The organism is Thalassospira sp. (assembly GCF_040218635.1).
Taxonomy (GTDB): Bacteria; Pseudomonadota; Alphaproteobacteria; order Rhodospirillales; family Thalassospiraceae; genus Thalassospira.
On the sequence record NZ_JAVJRB010000012.1, the window covers coordinates 74,398 to 98,940 of the forward strand.

A 24,543-nucleotide genomic window follows, 5' to 3' on the forward strand; every position below is an offset into this window, starting at 1 on the left:
CCCGACATGAAACATGCCGGGGGTTCTCATATCGGATCTGATGAGGGATCAGATCGAAAGATCAGATATCGGGGAACCATGCCCCCAGAACGCCGAATTCTTCGAGTTTGGCAACGATGGCCTCAGCAGCCTTTTCGGCACTTTGATTTTCGGTGCTTACCACGATCTCGGCGTTTTCGGGCCGTTCATACGGGCTGGAAATACCCGTGAAGTTTGCGATTTCGCCCGCACGGGCCTTTTTATAAAGGCCCTTTACATCGCGCTGTTCACAGACTTCAAGCGGGGTGTCGATAAAGACTTCGATAAACTCGTCTTTTTCAACAAGGCTGCGTGCCAGTTGGCGTTCGCTTTTGAACGGCGAGATGAAGGACACAAGCGTGATCACACCGGCATCAACAAACAGCTTGGCGGTTTCGCCAACACGGCGGATGTTTTCCACCCGATCCGCATCGGTAAAGCCAAGATCCTTGTTCAGGCCGTGACGGACATTGTCACCATCAAGGGTGTAGGTGTGCTTGCCCATCGCATGGAGCTTTTTCTCCACCAGATTGGCAACGGTTGATTTACCCGCACCCGACAGGCCGGTGAACCACAGAATGGCCGATTTTTGACCTTTCTGATAAGCACGCGCCCCTTTGTTGATGTCCATTTCCTGCCATTTGATGTTGGTCGCACGACGCAGGGAATGGTTGACCATACCCGCACCAACAGTGGCATTGGTAAAGCGGTCAATGATGATGAAGCGCCCGGAATGACGGTTATCATCATAAGGATCAAACGCCAGTGCCTTGTCAGCCGAGATATTGGCAATCCCGACTTCATTGAGCTCAAGCGTCTTGCTGGCCATATGTTCAAGCGTATTGACATTGACCTTGTATTTCAAATCGCTGATCTGGGCATTGGCCACCTGTGCGCCCATCTTGATCAGATAGGGACGACCGGGCAGAAGATGATCTTCATGCATCCAGATGATGCGGGCTTCGAACTGATCGGCAAAATCGGGTTTGGCATCAGATGCGGCAAGGATATCGCCGCGCGAAATGTCAATTTCGTCTTCAAGGGTCAGGGTGATCGCCTGACCGGCAATCGCGACATCAAGGTTGCCATCAAAGGTAACGATGTCTTTAACCTTGCTGGTCTGACCCGATGCGGTCACGACAATCTCGTCACCCGGTTTGATGGTGCCCGATGAAATCGTGCCTGAAAAACCCCGGAAATCAAGGTTCGGGCGGTTAACCCACTGAACCGGAAGACGGAACGGTTTTTCAATCGCGTCTTGTTCGACCTGTACGGTTTCAAGATGCGAAAGCAATGTCGGGCCATCATACCAAGGCGTATTGGCACTGGCTTCGATCATGTTATCACCGCGTAGCGCCGATAGCGGAATTGCTGCGATTGATCGATATCCAAGGTCTTTGGCAAAGGTATGATAATCGGCAACAATGGCGTCAAACTTGGCCTGATCATAGTCGATCAGATCCATTTTATTAACCGCAAGAACCACGTGTTTGATGCCCAAAAGCGACGTGATGAAGCTATGGCGGCGGGTCTGGGTCAGAATGCCTTTGCGCGCATCGATCAGGATCACGGCGACATCGGCGGTGGATGCACCGGTGGCCATATTGCGGGTATATTGTTCGTGGCCCGGCGTATCAGCGACGATGAATTTGCGTTTGTCGGTCGAGAAGAAGCGATAGGCAACATCAATGGTGATGCCCTGTTCGCGCTCGGCCTGCAGACCATCAAGCAGAAGGGCGAAATCAATCTCCCCGCCTTGGGTGCCAACCTTGCGGCTGTCTGCTTCAAGGGCGGCCAACTGATCTTCAAAAATCAGTTTGGAATCCCAAAGCAAACGGCCAATCAGGGTCGATTTACCATCATCAACACTGCCACAGGTGATGAAGCGCAGAAGGCTTTTTTCTTCCTGAGATTTCAGGTAGCCGAGAATATCATCAGCAATCAGGTCGGATTGGTGTGCCATTAGAAATAACCCTCCTGCTTCTTCTTCTCCATCGATCCGGCCTGATCGTGATCAATCATGCGGCCCTGACGTTCACTTGATCGGGTCAGAAGCATTTCCTGAATGATGTCGGGCAGGGTGGCGGCCTCGGACTCAACAGCACCCGTCAGCGGATAGCAGCCAAGCGTTCTGAACCGCACCGATTTCATTTCCGGTTTTTCACCGGGATTAAGCGGCATGCGGTCATCATCGACCATGATCAAGGTGCCATCGCGCTCAACCACCGGGCGTTTGGCCGAATAATACAGCGGCACAATCGGAATTTGTTCAAGATAGATATATTGCCAGATATCAAGCTCGGTCCAGTTCGAGATCGGGAAAGCACGGATGCTTTCACCCTTGTTGATCCGGGCGTTATAGATATCCCACAATTCAGGGCGCTGATTTTTCGGATCCCAGCGATGGGTTTCGGTCCGGAAGGAAAAGACACGTTCCTTGGCACGGGCCTTTTCTTCGTCACGGCGGGCACCGCCAAAGGCTGCATCGAACTTATATTTGTTCAGCGCCTGTTTGAGCGATTCCGTCTTCATGACATCGGTATGCAGGCCCGACCCATGGGTGAACGGGCCAATGCCGCGATCAACACCGTCCTGATTGATGTGAACAATCAGCTCAAACCCGTATTCCGCAGCGACCTTGTCGCGAAATTCGATCATTTCGCGGAATTTCCAGGTGGTATCAACATGCATCAACGGAAAGGGCGGCGGGGCGGGATAGAATGCCTTACGCGCGAGATGCAGCAGGACAGATGAATCCTTGCCGATGGAATAAAGCATCACCGGCCGTTCAAACGATGCCGCAACCTCGCGGATGATATGAATACTCTCTGCCTCTAGCTGGCGGAGATGGGTCAGATTAGGCTGCATTCTCTTTCCTGACGATTAATCAACACAATTTATTGTGTTTATAAATGTATTTCACTTAGCTTTGATGGGTAATATGGAATCGCCCGGATGGCAAGTGTGATTTCTATTTTTACACAAATTTTTGTAGTCGTTTCAAATTGAACATCGAAATATGTGTTTAATATGTCCGAAAGAAGGCTGCAAGCCTGATCCTCGAAGTTTGCAATCATCGCTTCCTGACCTTTCGGGGTGGAGGTTCCCCCTGACGGATAAGTGTGACAAGCGTCACAGGAAAGTCGTGTCGCCAAAAAGTAGTATTAGATTGATGTAATTCACTTTGATCTGGTTTGGGGGCAGGCATGAAATTCGACATCACCATTTGGGGCGAGGCCACCGAGGTTATTCGTAAAAACCTGACGATCTTTGCGGTTGTCGTCGGGACATTGTGGCTATTGGATAGTGTCATTTATGCCATCAAACCCGAAGCCGATGCGTCGCAAGCCCCAACATTTATTGTCGGTATGTATCTGGCCATTGCATGTCATGTGACGGTTTTGCGCAATATAAGCGGCTTTAAGGCAGTCGGGACCCTTGAAAAGTGGGCTTTCTTTCGGTTTTGGCTCCGCGGCTTTGCCGTTGCCATGGTCAGCTTCATTCCGGCACTTTTCATTTTGGTACCTGTGCTGAGCATACCTGAAGTCAAGGCCGCAGATGAAACTGTCAGATACGTCTTTGTGATGGTGGTTACGCTTGCATTTTATGGGGTGTGTACGTTGGTGATGCTTGGTCTGTTCGGAACCTGGATGCCCGCAGCGGTTATGGCAGATGGCTCCTCGATAAAGCGTGCATTTGCACGCGGGCGCAAAACAATCGGCTATGTGATGTCGCGACTGATCATTGGCCCGGGGGCAAATATCATCCTGTTCCTTGCCACGATTTTTCTCCTGCCCGCGCAATTTTCCGAAGCAATCCGGACTTACACCATCCAGGCGGGCAATCTGAAATTCGTTCCCTTTGATATGGCGATGAACGGGTTCGGATATCTGGTCTGGGCGACGGGTATTGTTCTGGTTGCTGTTGTCTTGTCTCGTGCCTACCAGCTTGGTGAGGCACGATTGGCAGACGGCAATGAGCCGGAAGGCGAACTCAAAGAAGCGGAGGCAATTTGATATGACCGAAGAGAGTAAGATCGAGCAGACCGAGCAGGTCGAACCGAAGCAACCCGGTATCTGGAAAGCCAGTTTTCAGCTTCTGTGGCAGTGCCGGACAAGTTTCCTGATTGCGATTGTGCTGATGCTTGGTTTGGTTTTCTGGCAACTGACCGGCAGTTTCGCAGGACAAGTCTATGTTGTTTACCTGCTTGGCTTTGCAATATGGGGATTTCTTGCGCTTTCGCTGTTTAACGCGACGATGAAGGGGCGCGGCGATGTTGCCGCACTTAAGGTCATAGACAAGCCGCACCTAAAGCTTTTTGCCGGGCGTTACCTTTTGGTTCAGGTTCTAGTCACCTTGCCGTCATCCTTGATTCTGTTTGTCATGACCGGAAGCTTTATGCTGTCGGTCGAAGACACGGTGAAGGTCGAAAATCTGGTTGCTTTGGGGATAACGGCACCTGTCACGTTTGTCGCCCTTTGGATTGCCATTGTGTTTTTTGCCACCCTGTTGCCTGCCGCACTTGCAGGCGATGGCAGTGGTATCGGCCGCTCCTTCGCGCGTGGCAAAAAGACAGTCTGGTACGTCACCGGTCGTGTTTTGATCGGTCCTGTCGTCTGGCTGTTTCTCACCTCTATTATCGTCAACATTGTCCAGACCGCAGGTGGAGAACCCCTTATCTCGTCTGACGGCGTGTTTCTAACCAATACGACAACCGTGATGACCTTGGCGATATCAAGCCTGCAGTATGGTTTCATTGGCGGGATGCTCGCCGTTATCGTGACGCGCGCGTATCATCTTGGTGAAAAGCGGTTAGCTGCCAGCGATATGCCTTCACGCGAAGAACCCGCCGAAGCGCAGGCAAGAACGATCTAAAGCACATTGAATACAGACCCCATTCATCGCCATATCAATCGCACTCAATCGCAGTGGCACTGTTTGGTAATTTATTTGGTAATGTATCGAAATCGATGAACGCATCCTCACGCCCATTCACGACCTGGATCCTTCAGGCTGGCATGACCCTGTTGTGGCAGGGGCGCGGGGTTGTTGCCATTTCTGTGGCAGTGACGGTTCTGATCGCAGCCCTAAGCATTGTCATGCCCGGCCCGGCATTACTGGACGATGATGGCGCAATCAACCTGATCGGCGCGATCTGGCAAGGGGGCCTGTTTGTGATCTATGCCATTCCTCTGATCCCTGTTGCCTACGGGGCCCATATCGCTGTCCTGCGCGGCGAGGTCGGGTTTGCCGCCCTGCAATCACAAGGCTGGACCGGCATGATGCGGTTTGGGCGGGCGATGATCTTTGCCGCAGTCATGTTGGCGATGTTGATCAATCTTTATCAGCTTGTTTTTGTGCAGGACCTTCTTCTGATGACGGCAGGCCGGATCGATGCCGCGCGTGCCGTTCGCCTCATTCTTGGCGGAGCGGTGGCATTTCTGGTCCTTGCCATCGTCGTATTGTTCGGGACATGGGGCGCGATGAGTCTTCAGGTCGGGCAGGTCGGACAGGTAAAAGTTGGCGATGTTTTGGCAATCGGGCGGGAAAATTTCTGCTTTCTGGCTTGGCGCATCACTGCTGTTGTCTTGGTCCTGCCGGTTCTCTCGGCCTTGGTTTTGCCAATGATGGGGCAGGTAGTGGCGGTCATGGTCGCCTTGGGAATGCCCGCCGATCCGGCATTTCTGATCGTCCGTTCCGCATTTTCCGGTTTGATCGCCTGTTTCGCCGTGATCTTGATTTCCGTGACTTTTTGTCGTGCTTGGCTGCGGTCGGTAAATGCGTCTTGAAGCCAACAGTTCAGGGGTGACAGGGATTTGGGTACAGTGCGTGAATTGTAATTTTGTTTCAAGTTTAACTCACACATTAAAATAAACTTGATTTAGGTCAGTGTTCCTTGCCAAATAAGGGCAATGTTGCTGACCTAAAGAGAGTTGCCATGACCATCCAGTGGAATGAAATGATCGTGCCGGATGCCCGTGCTTTGCGGGCGTCTGAAATCCGTGATCTGTTGAAAGTGGCCGAACGGCCAGAGATTATTTCATTTGCCGGTGGGGTGCCGGACCCGAAGCTTTTCCCGCTTGCGACTTTTAATGCGGTCTATGGCGATCTGACGGGGGATGAGGTTGCCGGTCGGCGCAGTCTGCAATATTCGATCAGCGAAGGCCTTCCGGGCTTGCGGCAATGGATTGCCGATGATCTGGCTACCGCCGGGGCCGCGCGTGATATCGAAAACATCCTGATCACCTGTGGCGCACAACAGGGGCTTGATATGCTCGCCCGTCTGTTTCTGGAACCGGGGCGCGAGATCGTTCTGGAAAAGCCAAGCTATGTCGGTGTCAATATGGATGATGACGGGCCGGTCATTGCCGAACTGGATGCGGCCTTTGCCGCGGGTGCGCGGATTGCCTATCTGTCGTCGGATTTTCAAAATCCGACGGGCCGGTCTTATTCACTAGACCGCCGTTTGGCCGTGCTGGAAACCGCGCGTAAATATGGCGCGATCATTTTGGAAGACGCCGCCTATTGCAAATTGTCCTATGAGGGCGAAATGCTGCCATCACTTTTGGCCCTTGATGAAGTCCATGGGGATCTTGATGCCGGAACGGTTATTCAACTGGGCACGTTTTCCAAAACATTGGCACCGGCCTTGCGGATTGGCTGGATTACCGCACCGCGCCCGGTGATCCGTCAGCTTGTTTTGATGAAGCAGGCCGGGGATTTGCACGTTTCAACGATCAATCAGGAAGTCGCCTTGCGTGCGGCAACTGCCCTGTTTCCGGCACATCTCAAAACCCTGCAGGATGCCTATCGCAACAAGCGCGATACAATGTTGACTGCACTGGATGAAACCATGCCCGAAGGTGTTTCTTGGTCGCAGCCACAAGGCGGCATGTTTATCTGGCTCACGTTGCCTGACAACATCGATAGTCGCGCATTGCTGGCCGAGGCGATGGAAGATGCCCATGTTGCCTTCGTCCCCGGTCAGGCGTTTTTCTGTGATCAAAGTGGCGCTAATACCGCCCGCCTAAGCTTCGCCACCGAAAGCACGGATCGTATCCGCGATGGCATTGCACGGCTGGCTGATTTGATTGTGCGCAAAGGCAATCAATAGATTGAACAAGCTCTGTGAATTCGCGCGGTGGAAAGGGGGATCAGGCACGTGCCAGACGCCCTTGCGCGAGGAGCGAACTTACGGCGAATTGTGAAACGGCGGTGGCGGCGCTGCAGGACTTAACGGCGGTAAATAAAGGCTAAATGCGTTGTAAGAAGAAGCGGCCCCTTCGAAAGAATAGTTGTGATGCCTGTCACTGGAAACCGGCTATTGTGCCCCTAACATTGGTAGCAGGGTGCTTTGAAAAACAACCGTGATCGACAGAAGGCAGCAGGTAATGAGCAGTTCAGCACCGACCAGCCAAGCAGATGAGAAAGATCAGGCCGCGGATAATGAGGGAAAACCCGAATTTGAAAGAGGGTTGTGGCACCAAAGCTTCATGGACGCTATCGGCATGGCGCGGCTGCTTTTGTCGGTTGGTTTTGTGGTCGCGCTTTTACAATTGGCCAAGTATCTCAAGTTGTTGGAGGGCATTGGAGATCCCGACGGTCTGATTCTTGAGGGACTCACACTTTCGATCTGGATCATTGTTGGTTACGTCGTTCTGCGGAAAGTGTTGGCACATCACATCGGTCCGGAAGTGTTGCCAGAAATCCGAAGAAGTACGGTTGCGCTGTATTTTGGCGTGACCACGGTAATTCTTATGATTTCATCAATTCCGTCCATGCTGCTCTATTATTTTATGTTTCCAGGGATCGTTCACAGCATCCAGCATTTGGCGATGGCAGGTGTCGGTGGTGGTGGGTTGTTGTTTGGTGTGCAATTTATTGCGGGGGTCGCTTTTATGATCTCTTTTGCATTGTGTGCGGGTGTCGCCGGAACGCTTTTGCCGCAACTGGTTCTTGAACGTAGAGTCCCCTTGCGCTGCTTTATGCGCCGGGCTTTTGATTCTTTTGGCTATGTCCTGGTAGCTGTTGCGGGCAGTTTTATTGGCTGTGTCGTTTTGAAGTTTGCCGCAGCAATACTGACGATATGGTTTATGACTTGGACACCTGAATATCGACCGTTCGGTTTGAATATCGCATGGCAAGGATTTTTGGGTGCCAATCTTCAACTCTTTTTCATTGCGTTGATGATTGTCTTGGTGATGAATGCTGTGGTTCGCGCCTATATAACCGGTGAGCAACATTTGGCCACGGGCAACGAGAAAATTGAAAATACCAGTTTTGCCTCGCAGTAGATCAGGTTCTGGTGATCGTTGCGGACGCCTTCGTTTTGGAATGCTGGCAACAAGATGCGGGCAATAGCTGCCCCATGATTAAACGCTTTGGGCCAGACAAAGCTTCTCCAACGCCAACGAGCTTTGCGTTTGTTTGCGTTCTTTATGCCTCAGCACCATGAATTTGCGGGGCGGGATCGGGAAGCTGGCGCGCGCCAGACGGCCTTGGGCGATCAGCGAACTTACAGCAAACTGTGAAACGGCGGTGGCCGCTTGGCCGCTTTCAACGGCGGTAATAACGGCCTCGTTGCTCGGCAGAATCAATGCTGTTTTAAGCCGGGTGGGATCAACGCCAAGATCACGTAGCGCGCTTTCAAATTCCGATCTTGTGCCCGATCCGGCTTCACGCAAAATCCAGTTGGTTTGCGTCACCAATGCTTGCGCGGTGAGCGGGCGGCCATCTGCCCATGGATGTTTTGGGCCGACAACCACAACAAGGGCATCTTCGGCAACTTCGCGTTTGGCAAGGGCCGGTTCGTCTATATCGCCCTCGATAAAACCAATATCGGCCGCCCCGCCGCGCACCGCATCCGATACGGTTTTGGTATTGCCAATTGTCAGATGAATTTCAATGCCGGGATATTGATCATGAAATTGCATCAGGAATGGCGGCAACCAGTAACTTGCAATCGTCTGACTGGCATAAACATTCAGATCACCGCGCTGCATCCCGCCCAATTCGGCCAGTGTCAATTCCGCAGCCCGCGCACGGGCAAGGGTTGCTTTGGCTTCATCCAAAAACAATCGCCCGGTTTCGGTAAGCTCGATCCGCCGTCCAACCCGGTTAAACAGCGCCACCCCGTAAAACCGTTCAAGGGTCTTGATGGCGGAACTGACTGCTGACGGGGTCAGGCCAATCGCCTCTGCCGCGCGGGTCAGATGTTCGCGTTCGGCAACCGCGACAAAGATTTGCAATTGTTCAAGCGTCATCATGGCAAAGGCTCAATCGTTCAATTAAATCGAATGAAATATGAGTTTTTATTCGATAGAAGTAAATAGTCAGGCATGAGATTTTCGGGGTGTTGTCAAAACACAGGAAAATCATGTTTTTTAATGCACGCATCAAACCGATCTTGCCGGGGCTTGCTATTACGCTTCTGGTGGCCCTTGCCGCCAAGCTGGCCGAGCAGGCCGAACAGGTGCTGTTTGGCCGTGGCTGGGTTGAAAGTCTGGTCTTTGCCATCTTGATCGGGGTGGTGGTGCGATCCGTGTTTGGTCTGGCCCCACGTTACTGTGCCGGTGTGCGGTTTTGCGGCAAGACGGTTCTGGAAATCGCGATTGTGTTGCTGGGCGGAACGATCAGCGCGCAGGCGATTGGCAGTGCGGGTGGTGGTCTGATTGTCGCGATCATTGCCGTGGTCTGTGCCAGCCTGTTTGTCAGCTATCACATTGGCCGCGCCCTTGGTCTTTCCGAACATCTTTCGTTGCTGGTGGCGTGTGGCAATTCGATCTGCGGCAATTCGGCAATTGCGGCGACTGCCCCGGTGATTGATGCCCGGTCTGATGATGTGGCCGCCTCAATTTCCTTTACTGCGGTTCTGGGGGTTTTGTTTGTCTTTGTCCTGCCGATGCTTCATGCCGGTCTTGGCTTATCCGCCACCCAGTATGGTATTTTTTCCGGGCTAACGGTCTATGCCGTGCCGCAAGTTTTGGCCGCAACCGCACCGGCAGGCGCACTAGCCGTGCAAGTCGGAACTTTGGTCAAGCTGATCCGGGTTTTGATGTTGGGGCCGGTGATCTTTACCCTTGCCGTGATGGGCGGGCGGGCACGTGAAACCAGACTTCCCGTCGCACAGGTCGTGCCCTGGTTCATCATCGGCTTTATCGCCATGATGGCAGCACGATCATTTGGACTGTTGCCGGAATTCGCCTTGGGCACGATGAAAACAGTTTCGTCGTTCCTGACCATTCTGGCGATGGCCGCCCTTGGGCTAAGCGTTGATATCCGCAATGTTATGCATGTTGGCGGGCGGGTTGTGGTGGCGGCCCTGTTGTCGCTGATATTCCTGTGTGTGCTAAGCGGTGTGGTTCTGGTGATTTTGGCCTAACTCCGAACAAAAAAGCCGACGCCAGTTAACCCGGCGTCGGCCATTTTTTCATCGTCAGATGACAGTTCCCTTTGTCGGGTTACTGCATGTAAGTGTTGCTGTCATTCATGACGACAATCGAGGATGCAACAAGCTCGCGTTCCGTGAACAGACCAGCTGCATCCATTTCCCCGGCGACCGAAACGCGATCCCCGGCCTTGATTTTCTGGCGAACCTGCTCATCGGTACTGTTTTCCGGCACGTCGCTCGTATCGACGGTGATCGATGTGTTGCCGGTATTCAGGGCAATTTCATCTTCGCGAACTTCTGTCACCTCGCCGGTGAATGTCACCCATTCGTCACCTGTTGGCAGACCACGGTTATTTACAAACCCGGTGCGATCTTCGCCGTTGGTGTAATAGGCACCGCGTTCGGGAAGGAAGATCGACGTGGCGACAATCCTTTTATCGGAAAAGAAACCTTCGGAAACTTCGCCATTTACGCGAACTTTGTCGCCTTTGTTGACAAAGCCCTGATCGAACCAGCCGTAATCGGACATGTCGACGGCAATTTCGCCATACCCATAACTCATCGTGAACTGATCATCGGTAATTTCTTTTACCGTCCCTGACAGATGAACCGATTCATGGTCGTTCAGGGTTGCAGGGTTTTTCTGCATCGACTGCTGTGTCGTTTCCGGAACCTGTGGGTTTTCTTTCTGCTGTCCTGCAGCCATCGCGGGCGCTGTCCCTAAGGCAATCGCGGAAAGAGCGGTCAGTGTAATCATTGAGCGTCGCATAATGTGATGCTCCTTTTTTATGTTGGAATTCAGTTCCGGGCGCTTTGCGTCCCGGGGTCGCTTTCCAATTGCAGAACACATGCAGCGGGGGTGTTGTTCCAGATTTTTTCGCAATAATTTTATGACTGCGAGAAGGAGATGCACAAAAAAGCCCGCTGCCACATCGGGGGGAGGGACAGCGGGCAAGGAAGAAGACGATGCGCAATCAAATGGACATGCCAGCAGCGTCTTCTGGGGTTCCGGTTTGTGTGAGATCATGGGAGGAGATCACACGCTGCGAAACGCCACGGGTAGGAAATATCTTCGTTCAGTGTCCTAGGGTTCTCTGGTGATCGGGGCTTTCTCCTCAGCCGTCTTAAGGGCGTTCCATTCATCATCGCTAAAGACGCGGGATCGCGTCAGGAAACGTTTGCCTTCCGGTCCTTCAAGCGAAAACATCCCGCCCCGTCCATCAACGACGTCAATGATCAGTTGTGTGTGACGCCAATATTCAAATTGTGCGCGACCGATGAAAAACGGACTGCCTTCGATTTCCCCCAAAAGCACGTCTTGATCGCCGGTTTTAAATTCCCCGTCGGGAAAGCACATCGGCGCACTGCCATCACAACAGCCCCCCGACTGATGAAACATCACCGGCCCGTGGATGGTTTTAAGCTTCCTGATCAGATCAATCGCCGCACTGGTTGCGGTGACCCTGTCAGGGATGGTGTCTGATCCGGTCATGGGTGTCTCCGTAAGATGAAGGATGAAACAAAGCCGGACGCATGAGGGAGGATATGCGCCCGGCCGCGATCATCGTTCGATCAGAAGAAGCCCATCGGTTTCGGATCGTAGGAAACCAGAAGGTTCTTGGTCTGCTGATAATGGTTCAACATCATCTTGTGGTTTTCACGTCCAATGCCGGACTGTTTATAGCCACCAAAGGCCGCATGGGCCGGATAGAGATGATAACAGTTGGTCCAGACACGACCGGCCTTGATTTCCCGGCCAAAGCGATAAGCACGTGTGCCATCACGGGTCCAGACACCGGCACCCAGCCCATAAAGGGTATCATTGGCAAGATGAAGGGCTTCGGCGTCGTCTTTAAACGTTGCGACCGAAACCACCGGGCCAAAGATTTCTTCCTGGAAAATCCGCATGCGGTTATGGCCCTTGAAGATGGTCGGCTGGATATAGAAACCATCTGAAAGATCACCACCAAGTTCGGCGCGGCCACCACCACACAGGGTTTCTGCCCCTTCCTGTTTGCCGATATCAAGATAGGACAGGATTTTTTCCATCTGCTCAGAAGATGCCTGTGCGCCCATCATGGTGTCGGTATCAAGCGGGTTGCCCTGTTTGATATTGGCAACACGGGTCAGGACATTATCCATGAACTTGTCATAGATGGTTTCCTGAATAAGCGCGCGCGACGGACAGGTGCAAACTTCACCCTGATTAAGGGCAAACATGGTCAGGCCTTCGGCGGCTTTCTGGCGGAAATCATCATCGGCTGCCATGATGTCGTCAAAGAAGACGTTTGGCGATTTACCACCCAGTTCAAGTGTCACCGGAATGATGTTTTCCGATGCATATTGCATGATCAGACGCCCGGTGGTGGTTTCGCCGGTAAAGGCCACCTTGGCAACACGGTTGCTTTGCGCAAGCGGTTTGCCGGCTTCCACGCCAAAGCCCTGAACGACGTTCAAAACGCCCGCCGGGATCAGATCGCCAACCAGTTCAAGCAATACACAGATCGATGCCGGGGTTTGTTCGGCCGGTTTCAAAACAATGCAGTTGCCTGCTGCCAATGCCGGGGCCAGTTTCCAGACCGCCATCAGGATCGGGAAGTTCCACGGGATGATCTGGCCAACCACGCCAAGGGGTTCGTGGAAGTGATAGGCAACTGTGTTGTCGTCAATTTCACCAAGGGAGCCTTCCTGTGCGCGGATGGCACCGGCGAAATAGCGGAAATGATCAATCGCCAGCGGAATGTCGGCCGCCATGGTTTCGCGGACAGCCTTGCCATTGTCCCATGTTTCGGCAACCGCAAGCATTTCAAGATTGGCTTCCATGCGATCGGCAATTTTATTGAGCATATTGGCCCGTTCGGTTACGGACGTTTTGCCCCAGGCCGGAAAAGCAGCATGGGCGGCATCAAGTGCCTTTTCGATATCCTCAGAACTGGACCGGGCGATTTCGCAGAACGGTTTGCCGTTTACTGGCGAGACATTTTCAAAATACTGGCCTTTGGTCGGGGCGACCCATTCGCCGCCAATATAGTTCTCATAGCGGCCTTTAAAGCTGACGACGCTGCCGGCGTCATTCGGGTTTTTATAGATCATTTTGCTTCCTCCGAGATCTACAGGCGATTTGTTCGCCCGTTTTTGATTGTGACGCTGCCGTATCCGCAAAGGTCGTGCCACTTTTGATCGGGCAGGGGGCGTTGCACACTAAGGCCGCATTTTCAGGTGGTTGGGGCGATGGGGATGGTGTTTGACGCTGTGCCAGCGGATCGGTTGGAACAGGGCAATTGGCACAAATTGTTCCAAAAATGGAACATCTCAGATTGTGCTGTGATTTTGCGGTGAAACTGTTTGGCGTGCAGGGGGGGCGTTATGGTAGGATTATGGCTGTGATCGGATGCGCCATAAGCTGCGCACCGGAAATTTCCGGGTCAAAACGCCGACGCAAGGGAGATAGCGTCTATGTCAGGAAATATTCCCGGCGGACGGATAGAAGCAGCACTGCAACTCAGCGGTGGTGCGCAAAATCGTGCGGTGCTTGAAAGCTGGCAGCGGTGTGAAAACCGGTTTGGGCTGGCCCATGACACCTTGCGCCGTCCCGAAGTTATGCCCGAAAGCCAGACCCGGCAATTGCGTGATCGCAACGGGCGGCTTTATCACCATGCCCACGATCTTGTGCGGACCCTGTATCGCAAGATCGATGCATCAGGCTATGCGGTGTTTCTCACTGATAATAGTGGCGTGATCCTTGATAGTGTCGCGGCCCATTCGTTGCTGCCATCGTTTCGCACCAACGGTCTTCTGCCCGGCGCAATCTGGAGCGAGGAGCGCGAAGGCACCAACGGCATTGGCACCTGCATTGTTGAAGGCCGCCCGATCACGATCCACAAGGACGAACATTTTCTTGCCCAGCATTCGGTTCTGACCTGCACAGCCGCCCCGGTTTTTGATCCGGATGGCAAAGTCTGTTCGGTTCTGGATGTGTCTGCGGTGCGCGATGATATCAAACGCACAGATTGTATGCGTGTGCGCGGCATGGTCGCCGATTATGCCGATGCGCTTGAACGGATATTGTTCTTTGACGAGCGATCCGGTGATGTGATTTTGCATCTTCATCCGGAATCCCGCCATGTTGGAACCACCCGCGATGCAATGATTTCAATTGCGCCCGATGGCACGATCAGCGGGGCGACATCGACCGCACGGCGCATTTTAACGGCGACCAATGCATCCATGGACATCGCCGATATGTTCGAAATGGATGTTGATGAATTACTGTCAAAATTCAGTCAGACAGAAGGCCAGAATCAAGGCCGTTCGTCATCGGCTATGGCGCTTAATATTGCCGGTGGCGGGGTGCTGTTTGGCAGCCTGACAGTTCCCGAACGGATGCGCCGGAAATATATCGGGCGCTCCACCCCTGTTGCTCACAAGGTCAAAACACCGGCCAGACCGGTTGTCGATATCGCCGATCGTGACCCGGCCTTTCGGCGCATTTTTGATATCGGGTCACGCCTGCATGCGCGCGATATCAATGTGTTGATGTCCGGTGAAACCGGCAGTGGCAAAGAATATCTTGCCCGTCACATTCATGAGGCAAGCTTTGGCAAATCGCGAAACTTTGTCGCCATCAATTGTGCGGCCTTGCCCGAAGGATTGATTGAAAACGAATTGTTTGGTCATGCCGGGGGTGCGTTTACCGGGGCGGCGCGCGATGGATTTGGCGGGCGTATCCGCGAAGCCAATGGCGGTACGCTGTTTTTAGATGAAATCGGCGATATGCCGCTTGCCGCGCAAGGACGCCTGTTGCGTGTTCTTGAAAGCCGGATGATCGAACCACTTGGCAGCACAAAGTCGATCTCGGTCGATTTTCGTCTGATCTGTGCCAGCAATGTTGATTTGACTGCTGCCGTTGCAGATGGGCGGTTCCGCGAAGATTTGCTGTATCGGATCAAGGGCGCAAGGCTTGCCGTGCCGCCCTTGCGTGAACGCAGTGACCTAGTTGATTTGATCGGAAGGCTTTTGGTGGGGCTATCTGGCGATCATGTGCAGTGCCAGGATGACGTATTGACCCTTTTGACCCGGCATCGCTGGCCGGGCAACGTGCGCGAACTGATCAATATTTTACAATATGCCAGCGTCTTTGCCGATGACGGGGTGATTGAACGCCATCACCTGCCAGATGATTTCCATGTGGAAACCATCAACGATCAACCCTCTGCCCGCCAAAGCATCGCGCAAGCCGAAGGCGTTGCATTGCGTGCGGTGCTTGATGATCATAAATGGCATATCAGCAACACTGCCAAGGCATTGGGAATCGGGCGTAATACGCTCTATCGCCGGATGGCACGGTTGGGGATTGAAAAGACCTGATATCCTTTTAGATCATCGATTTGGCATATCCTTGGCTATCCGTTGGTGGGGGTGCCAAGCAGGCCGTTTATGCCGTTTTCCAAGATATTCCTGTTACGGGTTGCCCTGATTGGCGAACGCGTCCACTTTTCATCTCGACATAAAGCGTTTTCAGAATGTTTTCATTGTAGAACATGCTGTTATTGTTTTAAGTAACCTAGGGCGCAAACTCATTCACATAATCGCCCCGGTCACCCGTATTTGTGCGGATACGCGAAACAAAACCGCAGGAAGATCTACATCTTTCAAGGTTTTGCGACAAAGTAGGCCGTGCAAATACGGGTGATCCGAAGGACAACGGATATAAGAGAAAGCTCTGCGTCAAATTCCTTGACCGGGGATCACCCCGCTCGGCGGACTTTTCCTAGTGATTTCTCTTATATCCGTTGCCGGGTCGGTCATGTGAATGAGTTTGGGCCCTAGAGTTTTACAGGATTATTTTATGTGTGGAATTGCCGGTTTATGGCTATCTGGGCAGGGTGACACCAGCGGATTGCACGATACTGTTTCGCGCATGAACGAAGCGTTGCACCATCGTGGCCCGGATGGCGGTGATGTTTGGGTTGATCCACCGTCAGGGTTGGCGCTTGGTCAGCGCCGCCTGGCGATTATTGATCTGTCAGATGCCGGCAAACAACCGATGCATTCGGCCAATGGCCGCTATGTCATGGTCTATAACGGCGAAATTTATAACGCGCCGGAACTGCGCGAAAAGCTGGCCTCGGCCAATATCGCATGGCGCGGCCATTCCGACACCGAAGTCATCCTTGAATGTCTTGCCCATTGGGGTGTTCGCGAAACGGTCAAACGGCTGATTGGCATGTTTGCCATCGCCCTTTGGGACCGCGAAGCCGACAAACTGACCCTGATCCGGGACCGGTTGGGCATCAAGCCGCTGTATTGGTCACGCTTTGAAGGCAACATCGGCTTCGCATCCGAAGTCAAAGGCCTTCTGGCAGGCAATGTCATTTCGCGGGAAGTCAATCAGACCGGGCTTGAAGCCTATTTGCGCTTTGGCTATGTGCCGTCGGGCCATTCGATCTATGCCCACGCCAAGATGCTTAAACCCGGCCATATTCTTGAGATCACATCGCACGATCAGGCAACTGAAACCGCCTATTGGTCGGTGGAAGATGCGGTTCTCAATGGTCAGAAACACGCCTGGAGCGGCGATGATCAAAGTGCGATTGACGCACTTGAAGAATTGCTCCGCGATGCAGTTTCGCGCCGCATGGTTGCCGATGTACCCTTGGGCGCGTTTTTGTCTGGCGGAATTGATTCTTCAACCATCGTTGCCCTGATGCAGTCGGTCTCGGACCGTCCGGTCAAAACATTTTCGGTCGGGTTCGAAGACGCCGCCTTTAACGAGGCGGCCTTTGCCGGTGAAGTCGCCAAGCACCTTAAAACCGACCATACCGAATTGTATGTCACGCCCCAGGACGCGCTTGATCTGGTGCCGAAGCTTTCAGAAACCTTCGATGAGCCGTTCTTTGACAGCTCAGCCATCCCGACCTATCTGATTTCGGCCCTGACCCGTAAGGAAGTCACAGTTGCCCTGTCAGGCGATGGCGGGGATGAAACATTTGGCGGCTATACCCGCTATCTTTGGGCAAAGCAGCTAAGTGCCGCCGCCAGCAGCATTCCATTTGGCGCATCATTGGTTGCCAAGGGCCTGACCATGTTGTCGCCCGAACAATGGGATAATCTGGTCGGGCTGGTGCCCGGTAAGATGTCGACCAGTGCGATTGGCGATAAAATCCACAAGGCCGCACCGCTGTTGGCGATCAAGGATGATCTCGATCGCTATCACGCGCTGCTGTCGCTGTTTGATGCGGATAAACTTCTGGGAAGCCGGTCATCGCGCAAAAAATTCCGTGTGCCGGGCGAAAAATTCTGTCGCAACCGCAATCTTGATTATGTTTCATCCATGCAGGTCATGGATACGATGATGTATATGGTCGATGACGTTTTGACCAAGGTGGACCGGGCATCGATGGCCAATTCGCTTGAAGTGCGTGTGCCGCTGATTGATCATCGGGTGATTGAATTTGGCTGGCGCTTGCCCGCACGTCTTAAAATGAACGGATCGGTGGGCAAGTACGCCCTGCGTCAGATCCTGTATAAATATGTCCCGCGTGAATTGATCGACCGGCCCAAAACCGGGTTTGGCGTGCCACTAGCACAATGGTTGCGCGGACCTTTGCGCGAGTGGATGGGCGACCATCTGGCCAATGAGGCGCTGTATCAGGATCTTGGTCTGGATCGTAAATATATTGCCCGGCTGCATCAGGAACATATGTCGGGTAAGCGCAATTGGGGGCATCAGCTTTGGACGATTTCCATGCTCTCGGACTGGCAAAAACGCTGGCTGGCCTGATCAGCTACCCGGACCAGATATAGCTCCAGTCATAATCGAAGTGATAAACGCCCCGCCTGAATATCAGGCGGGGTTTTCTATTTATTTCACTAATGAACTTTTCGAATGACGTGGGTCATGAGGCTTCTGGTCCGGAAGAGCGTTGTCTTTGCGGCATGTCTGTATCAATAAAATGTCACAAATTGAAACTTGAAAATTTTCGAAAATGAACTATTTATCATGGCAAAGAGAAATTCCTTTGCTGAAAGAGGCCCCGGATGGCTGGCACTTCAAACTACGATCTGATCATTATTGGCGGTGGCATTAACGGTGCTGGCATTGCGCGGGATGCGGCGGGCCGGGGCCTTAAAGTGTTGCTGTGTGAAAAAAATGATCTCGCCAGTGCGACCTCATCGGCCAGCACCAAGCTGATCCATGGCGGGCTGCGTTATCTGGAACATTATGAATTCCGCCTTGTCCGCGAAGCCCTGACAGAACGCGAAGTTCTGTTGGGCAATGCCCCGCACATCATCTGGCCGCTGCGCTTTGTCTTGCCGCACCGCCGCGATCTGCGCCCGGCATGGATGATCCGTCTGGGATTGTTTTTGTATGACCATCTGGGCGGGCGCAAAAAATTGCCGGCGTCCAAGGGGATTTCATTTGCCGATCATGTCTCGGGCGCGCCGTTGCGCGAAAACGTGACCAAGGGATTTGTTTATTCCGATTGCTGGGTTGATGATGCCCGGCTTGTGGTGCTCAACGCAATCGATGCCAAAGCCTGCGGGGCGGAAATCCATACGCGCACGGAATGTGTGGGCGCCAAACGGGTTGATGATGTCTGGCAGGTCACATTGCGTGATCAGGAAAGTGGCGAAAGCCGATCAGTCTCCGGTCGTATGTTGATCAATGCCGCCGGCCCGTGGTGTGCCGATCTGATCAACCCGGAAACCGGTGTTGTGAAATCCGACACCAAGGCCAATATCCGCCTGGTCAAAGGCAGCCACATCGTCGTGCCCAAACTGTTTGACCATGATTATTGCTATATCTTCCAGAATGGCGATGGCCGCATTGTCTTTGCCATTCCCTATCAGGATGACTTTACCCTGATCGGGACCACGGATATTGATTTCAAAGGCGATCCGGCCAAGGTCAAAATTGATCAGGATGAAATCGATTATCTGTGCAAACTTGCCAGCGGCTATTTCAAAAAACAGGTCGGATCAGATGATGTTGTCTGGACCTATTCCGGCGTGCGCCCGCTCTATGCTGGCAATGGCGAGGGCGCAAATGCATCGAAGGTATCGCGTGATTACACGTTAAAGCTTGAATCCGATGGCAACACTGCCCCGGCGTTGCATGTATTTGGCGGCAAAATCACCACCTATCGCAAACTTGCCGAACACGCGCTTGCGATCATTTCAAAGGAATTCGGGATCAGGGATGTGCCCTGGACCGCCGCCGAACCCTTGCCGGGTGGTGATTTCCCCGATGCATCGTTTGAGAATGCCTTTATCGATTACGCCCATCGCTATGACTGGATGGATCAGTCCATGCTCAAACGTCTTTTGCGCGCCTATGGCAGCCGGATCGAGATACTGATTGGCACCGCATCCAGCATGGCTGATCTCGGCACCTGTTATGGTCATGATCTGTATGAGACAGAACTGCGCTATCTGATCGATCAGGAATGGGTGCGCGAGATTGATGATCTGATCTGGCGGCGTTCCAAACTTGGGTTGCGGTTGTCTGCCGATCAAATCGCCGGGCTAAGATCCCGTCTGGCAGAAGAAAAAACCGGAGCCTATGTCATCGCGGCACAGTAAAAGCAGGATTGCGCGATACCGGACTGTTTGGTCAGGTATCACGCATCTTGTTCAGGTGTGGTGGGGCTGATTACGGCTGCATGTCAGCGCGAAGTTGATCAAGCAACGCGCGCAATTCGTGCTTGCGGGCAGGTGTTATATCCCGCCAATCATGATCGTGAATGGCCCCTTCAAGGGCATACAGGTAATTCACGCTGATTTTCTTTTCGCTGCCAAAGCGAAATAAAAGACGGCGCATGGTATCGGCAATCCCCGCTGCAATCAGGTGATCACGGGTTTCAATCCCGATTTCAAGAAGTTCGCGGCGGGAAGTCGGGCCGATATTGCGCAGTTTTTCCATGCTTAGGGTCCAAACTCATTCACATAACCGCCCCGGTCACCCGGATTTGTGCGGATACGCGAAGCAGAACCGCAGGAAGATATACATCTTTCAAGGTTTTGCGACAAAGTAGGTCGTGCAAATCCGGGTGATCCGTAGGACATCTGATATAAGAGAAAACTCTGCGTCAAATTCCTTGACCGGGGACCACCTCGCTCGGCGGTCTTTTCCTAGTTTTTTCTCTTATATCAGATGCCGGAGCGATTATGTGAATGAGTTTGGACCCTAGGTCCGATCTGCGGGCGGGGTAGCGATATCCTTTTGCATGACGGTGACGTCAAGGGCGCGATAGCCAAGGTGGGCATAGAAATCCTGCGTTGCCGTGTTTTCCGAACGCACCATCAATTGCATGCGCCAAACACCCTGATCGCGTAGCCAGTTTTCCCCGACCTCGATCAATTTGCGGCCAAGGCCCGATTTCTGATGAAGCGGCGCAACCGCCATATAATAGATCCAGCCGCGATGCCCGTCATGCCCGGCCATGACCGAACCGATGATGTTATCGCTGTTATCTTCCCAGACCATAAGGGTCGCCTCATCCGAAGACAGGGCAAATGTCACATCCCATTCTGGCGGGTTATAGGGGCGATAAAGCCCGGTTTCCTGCCAAAGTTGGCTTAAGGCTGGAATGTCATTCAGGGTGGCGGTTCTGGGCGTTGATTTAATGTTCGGGGCTGTCATTGTTCAGATCACTTTGGGGCGTTGAGGTCAAAACGATCTGATAGAATGATAAGTGTCTGTATCGCCGTCAAACCAAAAATCATGACAAATCAATGATCTAAAGATAACGCCCCCAAGGGGGGAACCTTGGGGGCGCAGGGGTTGGTCCGGAGTATCGGTTGGGAGAAAATTCTCCGGACCGGGTGGGGACGGTGTCAGGTATGCGGTCTTATCCCATGCAGCCTTAGCTGATTGGGCGGCCGGTCACACTGCTGAGTTCCATTTCGCGAACAATGTCACCGGCATTGTTGGTAACTGTCGCGCTATAGGTGCCGCGCGGGGTTTGCGCGATTTCGCCAAGTTTAAGGTCCCCTTTGCCAAACCGGATCACCATGGCATTGGCAAGCAAGCTCATCTGATTGGCATCGAACTTGCGGTTATAACGCTCCGCCCGATCAGGGCGGGGCAGGAGTTTGCGCAAAGTCCGGCGTTCGTCCCGGTCCATACGACCGGTTTTGGCATCAAACTTGATCACGTCAACAACGCCGCCATCGGTATTGACCAAAAGAACATCGATCTTGCCGGGCTCTTCCGCCAAAAGCGCATCGCCGGTTTTAAGATCAGTCACGTTGGTTTTCAAAAGCATGGCATCAATCAAAATGCGGGCCTCTGCCGGTGTCAGGGGCGTTGTGCGGTCGCGGTCTTCGCGGTGGCTGTGATCGCCTTTGCCAAATCCGCCGCGCGGGCCGTCATGTTTGGGGCCGCTGTGATGGCCGCCTTCAAACATTGCCCATTCACCGGGGCCGCCATGCCCGCCATATCCGCCTTGACCGGCATAAGAAGCTGCAAACGGGGTGGCAATCAAAGTGGTAGCAATCAGGGCTGCTGCGATTTTAAGGTTGGTTTTGCGTTTCATCGTGAACCTCGGTTTGGTTGTGGGGACTGTTTTCGTTGAGGTCGGTTATCGCTGATGATTGTCGCGAAATGATCCCGAAGAACGGGCAAAATGGTCGCAAGGTTTGGCAAAATGCCCAAATGCGACAATTTGATACAAATTGCCGTTTCTGCCCCGATTACCAACGCGCTAAGTTAGAGTGAGAAAACCGTTTCAGTTACAGGACCATTTATGAGCGACCAGCCCCACATTCTTGTTGTCGATGACCATCGTGATATTCGCGATCTTTTGGGGCGTTATTTGCGCCAGCACGAATACCGTGTGTCATTGGCATCGGACGGGCGCGAATTGCGGCGCATGATGGGTGATGATCTGTCGCCTGATCTGATTGTGCTTGATTTGATGATGCCCGGTGAAGACGGGCTAAGCCTGTGTCGCTGGCTGCGCGAAAATCATGATGTGCCGGTGGTGATGTTAACCGCCCTTGGCGAAGAAACCGACCGCATCATTGGCCTTGAAATGGGCGCGGATGATTATCTGGCAAAGCCGTTCAATCCGCGTGAATTGCTTGCCCGGATCAAGGCGGTGATGCGCCGCGCGCAAAGCTTGCCTGTCGGGCGCAAGGGGCCGCTGCCAAGCGGCGAAGTCCATTTTGATCGCTGGGTACTGGATCGAACGCGCCATGAATTGCGCGATGGCAGCGATGTTGTCTTGCCGCTCAGTTCCGGTGAATACGGCTTGCTCTGTGCCTTTGTCGAACATCCCAATATGGTGCTTAACCGGGATCAGTTGTTGGACCTGACCCGTGGGCGCGAAGCGGTTCCTTTTGATCGCAGCATTGATAATCAGGTCAGCCGCCTGCGCAAAAAGATTGAACCCGATGCCAGGAACCCGGTTCTGATCAAGACCGTCTGGGGTGGGGGCTATATGTTTACCTGCGAGGTGGTCGAAAAATGACCAGCCGCCGCTTGATCAAGCGCCTTTGGCCACAAAGCCTGACCGCCCAACTTGTCTGTCTGTTGCTGGGTGCGATTATCCTGACCCATATTGTGTTGGGCGTGTTGCTGGCTGAAGAACGCCGGGATGCGTTGGCGTCTGAGCGGCGCGGCAATGCCTTGACCCGTATTGCGGCGATATCGCGCATTCTGACCACCACGCCACAGGAAAACTGGCACGATGTTTTGCGTGTTGCGCAATCGCCGCAAACCCGCTTGCGCCTTGTTGATACGCCAAGCTTTGATGTCAAGAATGGCCTGAATTCGGAACGTCTCACCGGACGTTTGAATGAGTTCCTTACAACGTCGATTGACGCGCAAGGATGGGTCAATGTTTTGTCAGAGGATGCCTGTTGGGCGGAAAGAAAGTCGCTTCGCAAGGCGCAGAAGGCCTATCTTGATGGCTCGAATGGACAATCTGAACCACAAGCAGAAACCCAGTCCGACGTGGCCGATCATGAGGATGCAGAAGACGTCCTTGAAGACGCGATGGAGGCCCGACAAGAAGCCATGGCGGCGCGTGGACGCGATAAACCACATCATAATGGCGCGGACAAAGCACCTTGGTCTTTGCGCTATATGGAACGATTTGATTGCCACGCAGCACCGGTGATGCAACTTGTTGTTCCAATCACCTCAACGGTTTCGGGGGTAGATGCCCCCAATTCTGATGCGGCCAATGCGGGCCCGACAATCTGGCTGGAAGCCGTGATTGGCGGTGTTGTGCCGCCGCCGTGGTTTGTGTTTGATAATTTGCTGCGCGTGCTTTTATCCGCCCTTGTGATTGCCGTGATTGCCTTCTTCCTTGCACGCCGTATTTCGCGGTCATGGGGTGTTTTGGCGCGTGCCGCAGACCGGGTCGGGCGTGGGGATTACCCTGAACCGGTTCCGGAAACCGGGGCGATCGAAATCAGACGTGCGGCCAAGGCCTTCAACCGGATGACCGCGCGTTTGAAACGATTTGTCGAAGACCGCACCCGGATGTTGGCCGCGATCTCACATGATCTGCGCACCCCGATCACGTCTCTTCGGTTGCGCGCCGAATTTGTCGATGATCCGGAAAACCGGGCGCGGATTATTGAAACGCTTGATGAAATGGAACAGATGGTCGAAGCGGCCATGGCCTTTGCCCGTGAAGAAACGGCAAATGAAGAAACCCGCAAGATCAATATGACGGCCTTGGTTGAATCCGCTGTTGAAGACCTTGCCGAAACCGGCCGCCCGATTTCCTTTACCGGGGATGGCGATGCACGGGTTTATCCATGCCGACCGCTTTCGGTCAAACGGGCGTTTGGCAATCTGATTGCCAATGCGCTGAACTTTGGCACCCATGTTGAAGTTGCCGTTCGCGATGCCGATGACGGGGGCTTATGGATCGAAATTGCCGATGATGGTCCGGGCATTCCGGTCGATAAACGCGAACAGGTGTTTGAACCGTTCTTTAGAATTGAACAATCACGCAATCGTGACACCGGGGGAATTGGCCTCGGGATGGCGATTGCCCGAACCGCCATTCGCGCCCATGGTGGGGAAATATACCTTGAAGACGCGCCGCAGGGCGGGCTTTTGGCCCGGATCTATCTGCCGCCAGCGGCACCTTAATCGGGGTTTAAATCACGGT

The 24,543-nt window shown here is 53.3% G+C and carries 20 protein-coding genes; 11 read left to right on the forward strand and 9 right to left on the reverse strand.

Translation table 11 applies throughout. The features are described from left to right. Window positions 1-61: 61 nt before the first annotated feature. Together cysN and cysD are read right to left on the reverse strand one after the other, a co-directional pair. On the reverse strand, window positions 62-1,981 hold the full coding sequence (cysN, locus tag RIC05_RS14205; RefSeq protein ID WP_350045400.1) for a sulfate adenylyltransferase subunit CysN: 1,920 nt from the start codon (window positions 1,979-1,981) through the stop codon (window positions 62-64). Then, a complete protein-coding gene (gene cysD, locus RIC05_RS14210) occupies window positions 1,981-2,874 on the reverse strand; it encodes a sulfate adenylyltransferase subunit CysD (RefSeq protein ID WP_502989559.1) in 894 nt (297 codons plus the stop codon). Before cysD ends, cysN begins: the two co-directional genes overlap by 1 nt. 350 nt (window positions 2,875-3,224) lie before the next feature. Between cysD and RIC05_RS14215 the strand changes: the two genes are divergently transcribed. The 5 genes from RIC05_RS14215 (at window position 3,225) to RIC05_RS14235 (ending at window position 8,312) form a co-directional block, all read left to right on the forward strand. Beyond that, window positions 3,225-4,034: a hypothetical protein gene (locus RIC05_RS14215; RefSeq protein ID WP_350045401.1), complete on the forward strand. Its 810-nt coding sequence runs from the start codon at window positions 3,225-3,227 to the stop codon at window positions 4,032-4,034. Between the two features lies 1 nt (window position 4,035). Continuing rightward, window positions 4,036-4,893, forward strand: a complete 858-nt coding sequence (locus RIC05_RS14220; RefSeq protein ID WP_350045402.1) for a hypothetical protein — start codon at window positions 4,036-4,038, stop codon at window positions 4,891-4,893. Between the two features lie 95 nt (window positions 4,894-4,988). After that, window positions 4,989-5,807 (forward strand): hypothetical protein, encoded by an 819-nt coding sequence (locus RIC05_RS14225; RefSeq protein WP_350045403.1) that lies wholly within the window; start codon window positions 4,989-4,991, stop codon window positions 5,805-5,807. A 149-nt stretch (window positions 5,808-5,956) separates the two neighbouring features. Beyond that, window positions 5,957-7,132 (forward strand): aminotransferase-like domain-containing protein, encoded by a 1,176-nt coding sequence (locus RIC05_RS14230; RefSeq protein WP_350045404.1) that lies wholly within the window; start codon window positions 5,957-5,959, stop codon window positions 7,130-7,132. Window positions 7,133-7,409: 277 nt separating this feature from the next. Continuing rightward, window positions 7,410-8,312 (forward strand): hypothetical protein, encoded by a 903-nt coding sequence (locus RIC05_RS14235; protein WP_350045405.1) that lies wholly within the window; start codon window positions 7,410-7,412, stop codon window positions 8,310-8,312. A 78-nt stretch (window positions 8,313-8,390) separates the two neighbouring features. Here the strand turns inward: RIC05_RS14235 and RIC05_RS14240 are convergent, their stop codons facing one another. After that, on the reverse strand, window positions 8,391-9,284 hold the full coding sequence (locus RIC05_RS14240; RefSeq protein WP_350045406.1) for a LysR family transcriptional regulator: 894 nt from the start codon (window positions 9,282-9,284) through the stop codon (window positions 8,391-8,393). A gap of 110 nt (window positions 9,285-9,394) precedes the next feature. Between RIC05_RS14240 and RIC05_RS14245 the strand changes: the two genes are divergently transcribed. After that, a complete protein-coding gene (locus tag RIC05_RS14245) occupies window positions 9,395-10,399 on the forward strand; it encodes a YeiH family protein (RefSeq protein WP_350045407.1) in 1,005 nt (334 codons plus the stop codon). A 79-nt stretch (window positions 10,400-10,478) separates the two neighbouring features. Here the strand turns inward: RIC05_RS14245 and RIC05_RS14250 are convergent, their stop codons facing one another. From RIC05_RS14250 to adh, 3 genes are all read right to left on the reverse strand, one after another. Next, window positions 10,479-11,435 carry a NirD/YgiW/YdeI family stress tolerance protein gene (locus RIC05_RS14250; protein WP_350045408.1) on the reverse strand — a complete coding sequence of 319 codons (957 nt, stop codon included), beginning with the start codon at window positions 11,433-11,435 and terminating at the stop codon, window positions 10,479-10,481. A 57-nt stretch (window positions 11,436-11,492) separates the two neighbouring features. Beyond that, entirely contained in the window at window positions 11,493-11,900 is a 408-nt protein-coding gene (locus tag RIC05_RS14255; protein ID WP_350045409.1) for a DUF779 domain-containing protein, read from the reverse strand. Between the two features lie 80 nt (window positions 11,901-11,980). Next, window positions 11,981-13,501, reverse strand: coding sequence for an aldehyde dehydrogenase (gene adh / locus RIC05_RS14260; RefSeq protein WP_350045410.1), 1,521 nt, complete (start codon window positions 13,499-13,501; stop codon window positions 11,981-11,983). 363 nt (window positions 13,502-13,864) lie between these two features. On the opposite strand from adh, the gene RIC05_RS14265 reads away from it, so the two are divergent. From RIC05_RS14265 to glpD, 3 genes are all read left to right on the forward strand, one after another. Then, entirely contained in the window at window positions 13,865-15,775 is a 1,911-nt protein-coding gene (locus RIC05_RS14265) for a sigma-54-dependent Fis family transcriptional regulator (protein WP_350045411.1), read from the forward strand. A 481-nt stretch (window positions 15,776-16,256) separates the two neighbouring features. Beyond that, a complete protein-coding gene (gene asnB, locus RIC05_RS14270) occupies window positions 16,257-18,191 on the forward strand; it encodes an asparagine synthase (glutamine-hydrolyzing) (RefSeq protein WP_350045412.1) in 1,935 nt (644 codons plus the stop codon). Window positions 18,192-18,448: 257 nt separating this feature from the next. Continuing rightward, window positions 18,449-19,993 carry a glycerol-3-phosphate dehydrogenase gene (gene glpD / locus RIC05_RS14275; RefSeq protein WP_350045413.1) on the forward strand — a complete coding sequence of 515 codons (1,545 nt, stop codon included), beginning with the start codon at window positions 18,449-18,451 and terminating at the stop codon, window positions 19,991-19,993. Between the two features lie 70 nt (window positions 19,994-20,063). Here the strand turns inward: glpD and RIC05_RS14280 are convergent, their stop codons facing one another. The 3 genes from RIC05_RS14280 to RIC05_RS14290 all read right to left on the reverse strand — a co-directional run bounded on the left by RIC05_RS14280 (window position 20,064) and on the right by RIC05_RS14290 (window position 21,948). After that, entirely contained in the window at window positions 20,064-20,333 is a 270-nt protein-coding gene (locus RIC05_RS14280) for a TfoX/Sxy family DNA transformation protein (protein ID WP_350041524.1), read from the reverse strand. Between the two features lie 264 nt (window positions 20,334-20,597). Continuing rightward, entirely contained in the window at window positions 20,598-21,053 is a 456-nt protein-coding gene (locus tag RIC05_RS14285) for a GNAT family acetyltransferase (RefSeq protein ID WP_350045414.1), read from the reverse strand. 223 nt (window positions 21,054-21,276) lie between these two features. Next, window positions 21,277-21,948 (reverse strand): hypothetical protein, encoded by a 672-nt coding sequence (locus tag RIC05_RS14290; RefSeq protein WP_350045415.1) that lies wholly within the window; start codon window positions 21,946-21,948, stop codon window positions 21,277-21,279. A 210-nt stretch (window positions 21,949-22,158) separates the two neighbouring features. On the opposite strand from RIC05_RS14290, the gene RIC05_RS14295 reads away from it, so the two are divergent. Then, on the forward strand, window positions 22,159-22,884 hold the full coding sequence (locus RIC05_RS14295; RefSeq protein ID WP_350045416.1) for a response regulator: 726 nt from the start codon (window positions 22,159-22,161) through the stop codon (window positions 22,882-22,884). Further along, window positions 22,881-24,524, forward strand: coding sequence for an ATP-binding protein (locus RIC05_RS14300; protein WP_350045417.1), 1,644 nt, complete (start codon window positions 22,881-22,883; stop codon window positions 24,522-24,524). Before RIC05_RS14295 ends, RIC05_RS14300 begins: the two co-directional genes overlap by 4 nt. Window positions 24,525-24,543: the final 19 nt, after the last annotated feature.

Bases quoted from the DNA above. Each gene is read 5' to 3' on its own strand.
- RIC05_RS14290 (WP_350045415.1), bottom strand. From the start codon at position 21,948: ATGAAACGCAAAACCAACCTTAAAATCGCAGCAGCCCTGATTGCTACC.
- RIC05_RS14250 (WP_350045408.1), bottom strand. From the start codon at position 11,435: ATGATCTCACACAAACCGGAACCCCAGAAGACGCTGCTGGCATGTCCA.
- RIC05_RS14265 (WP_350045411.1), top strand. From the start codon at position 13,865: ATGTCAGGAAATATTCCCGGCGGACGGATAGAAGCAGCACTGCAACTC.
- RIC05_RS14220 (WP_350045402.1), top strand. From the start codon at position 4,036: ATGACCGAAGAGAGTAAGATCGAGCAGACCGAGCAGGTCGAACCGAAG.
- RIC05_RS14285 (WP_350045414.1), bottom strand. From the start codon at position 21,053: ATGACAGCCCCGAACATTAAATCAACGCCCAGAACCGCCACCCTGAAT.
- RIC05_RS14295 (WP_350045416.1), top strand. From the start codon at position 22,159: ATGAGCGACCAGCCCCACATTCTTGTTGTCGATGACCATCGTGATATT.
- RIC05_RS14215 (WP_350045401.1), top strand. From the start codon at position 3,225: ATGAAATTCGACATCACCATTTGGGGCGAGGCCACCGAGGTTATTCGT.
- cysN (WP_350045400.1), bottom strand. From the start codon at position 1,981: ATGGCACACCAATCCGACCTGATTGCTGATGATATTCTCGGCTACCTG.
- RIC05_RS14300 (WP_350045417.1), top strand. From the start codon at position 22,881: ATGACCAGCCGCCGCTTGATCAAGCGCCTTTGGCCACAAAGCCTGACC.
- RIC05_RS14235 (WP_350045405.1), top strand. From the start codon at position 7,410: ATGAGCAGTTCAGCACCGACCAGCCAAGCAGATGAGAAAGATCAGGCC.
- RIC05_RS14240 (WP_350045406.1), bottom strand. From the start codon at position 9,284: ATGATGACGCTTGAACAATTGCAAATCTTTGTCGCGGTTGCCGAACGC.
- RIC05_RS14225 (WP_350045403.1), top strand. From the start codon at position 4,989: ATGAACGCATCCTCACGCCCATTCACGACCTGGATCCTTCAGGCTGGC.
- RIC05_RS14230 (WP_350045404.1), top strand. From the start codon at position 5,957: ATGACCATCCAGTGGAATGAAATGATCGTGCCGGATGCCCGTGCTTTG.
- RIC05_RS14280 (WP_350041524.1), bottom strand. From the start codon at position 20,333: ATGGAAAAACTGCGCAATATCGGCCCGACTTCCCGCCGCGAACTTCTT.
- adh (WP_350045410.1), bottom strand. From the start codon at position 13,501: ATGATCTATAAAAACCCGAATGACGCCGGCAGCGTCGTCAGCTTTAAA.
- RIC05_RS14245 (WP_350045407.1), top strand. From the start codon at position 9,395: ATGTTTTTTAATGCACGCATCAAACCGATCTTGCCGGGGCTTGCTATT.
- RIC05_RS14255 (WP_350045409.1), bottom strand. From the start codon at position 11,900: ATGACCGGATCAGACACCATCCCTGACAGGGTCACCGCAACCAGTGCG.
- glpD (WP_350045413.1), top strand. From the start codon at position 18,449: ATGGCTGGCACTTCAAACTACGATCTGATCATTATTGGCGGTGGCATT.
- asnB (WP_350045412.1), top strand. From the start codon at position 16,257: ATGTGTGGAATTGCCGGTTTATGGCTATCTGGGCAGGGTGACACCAGC.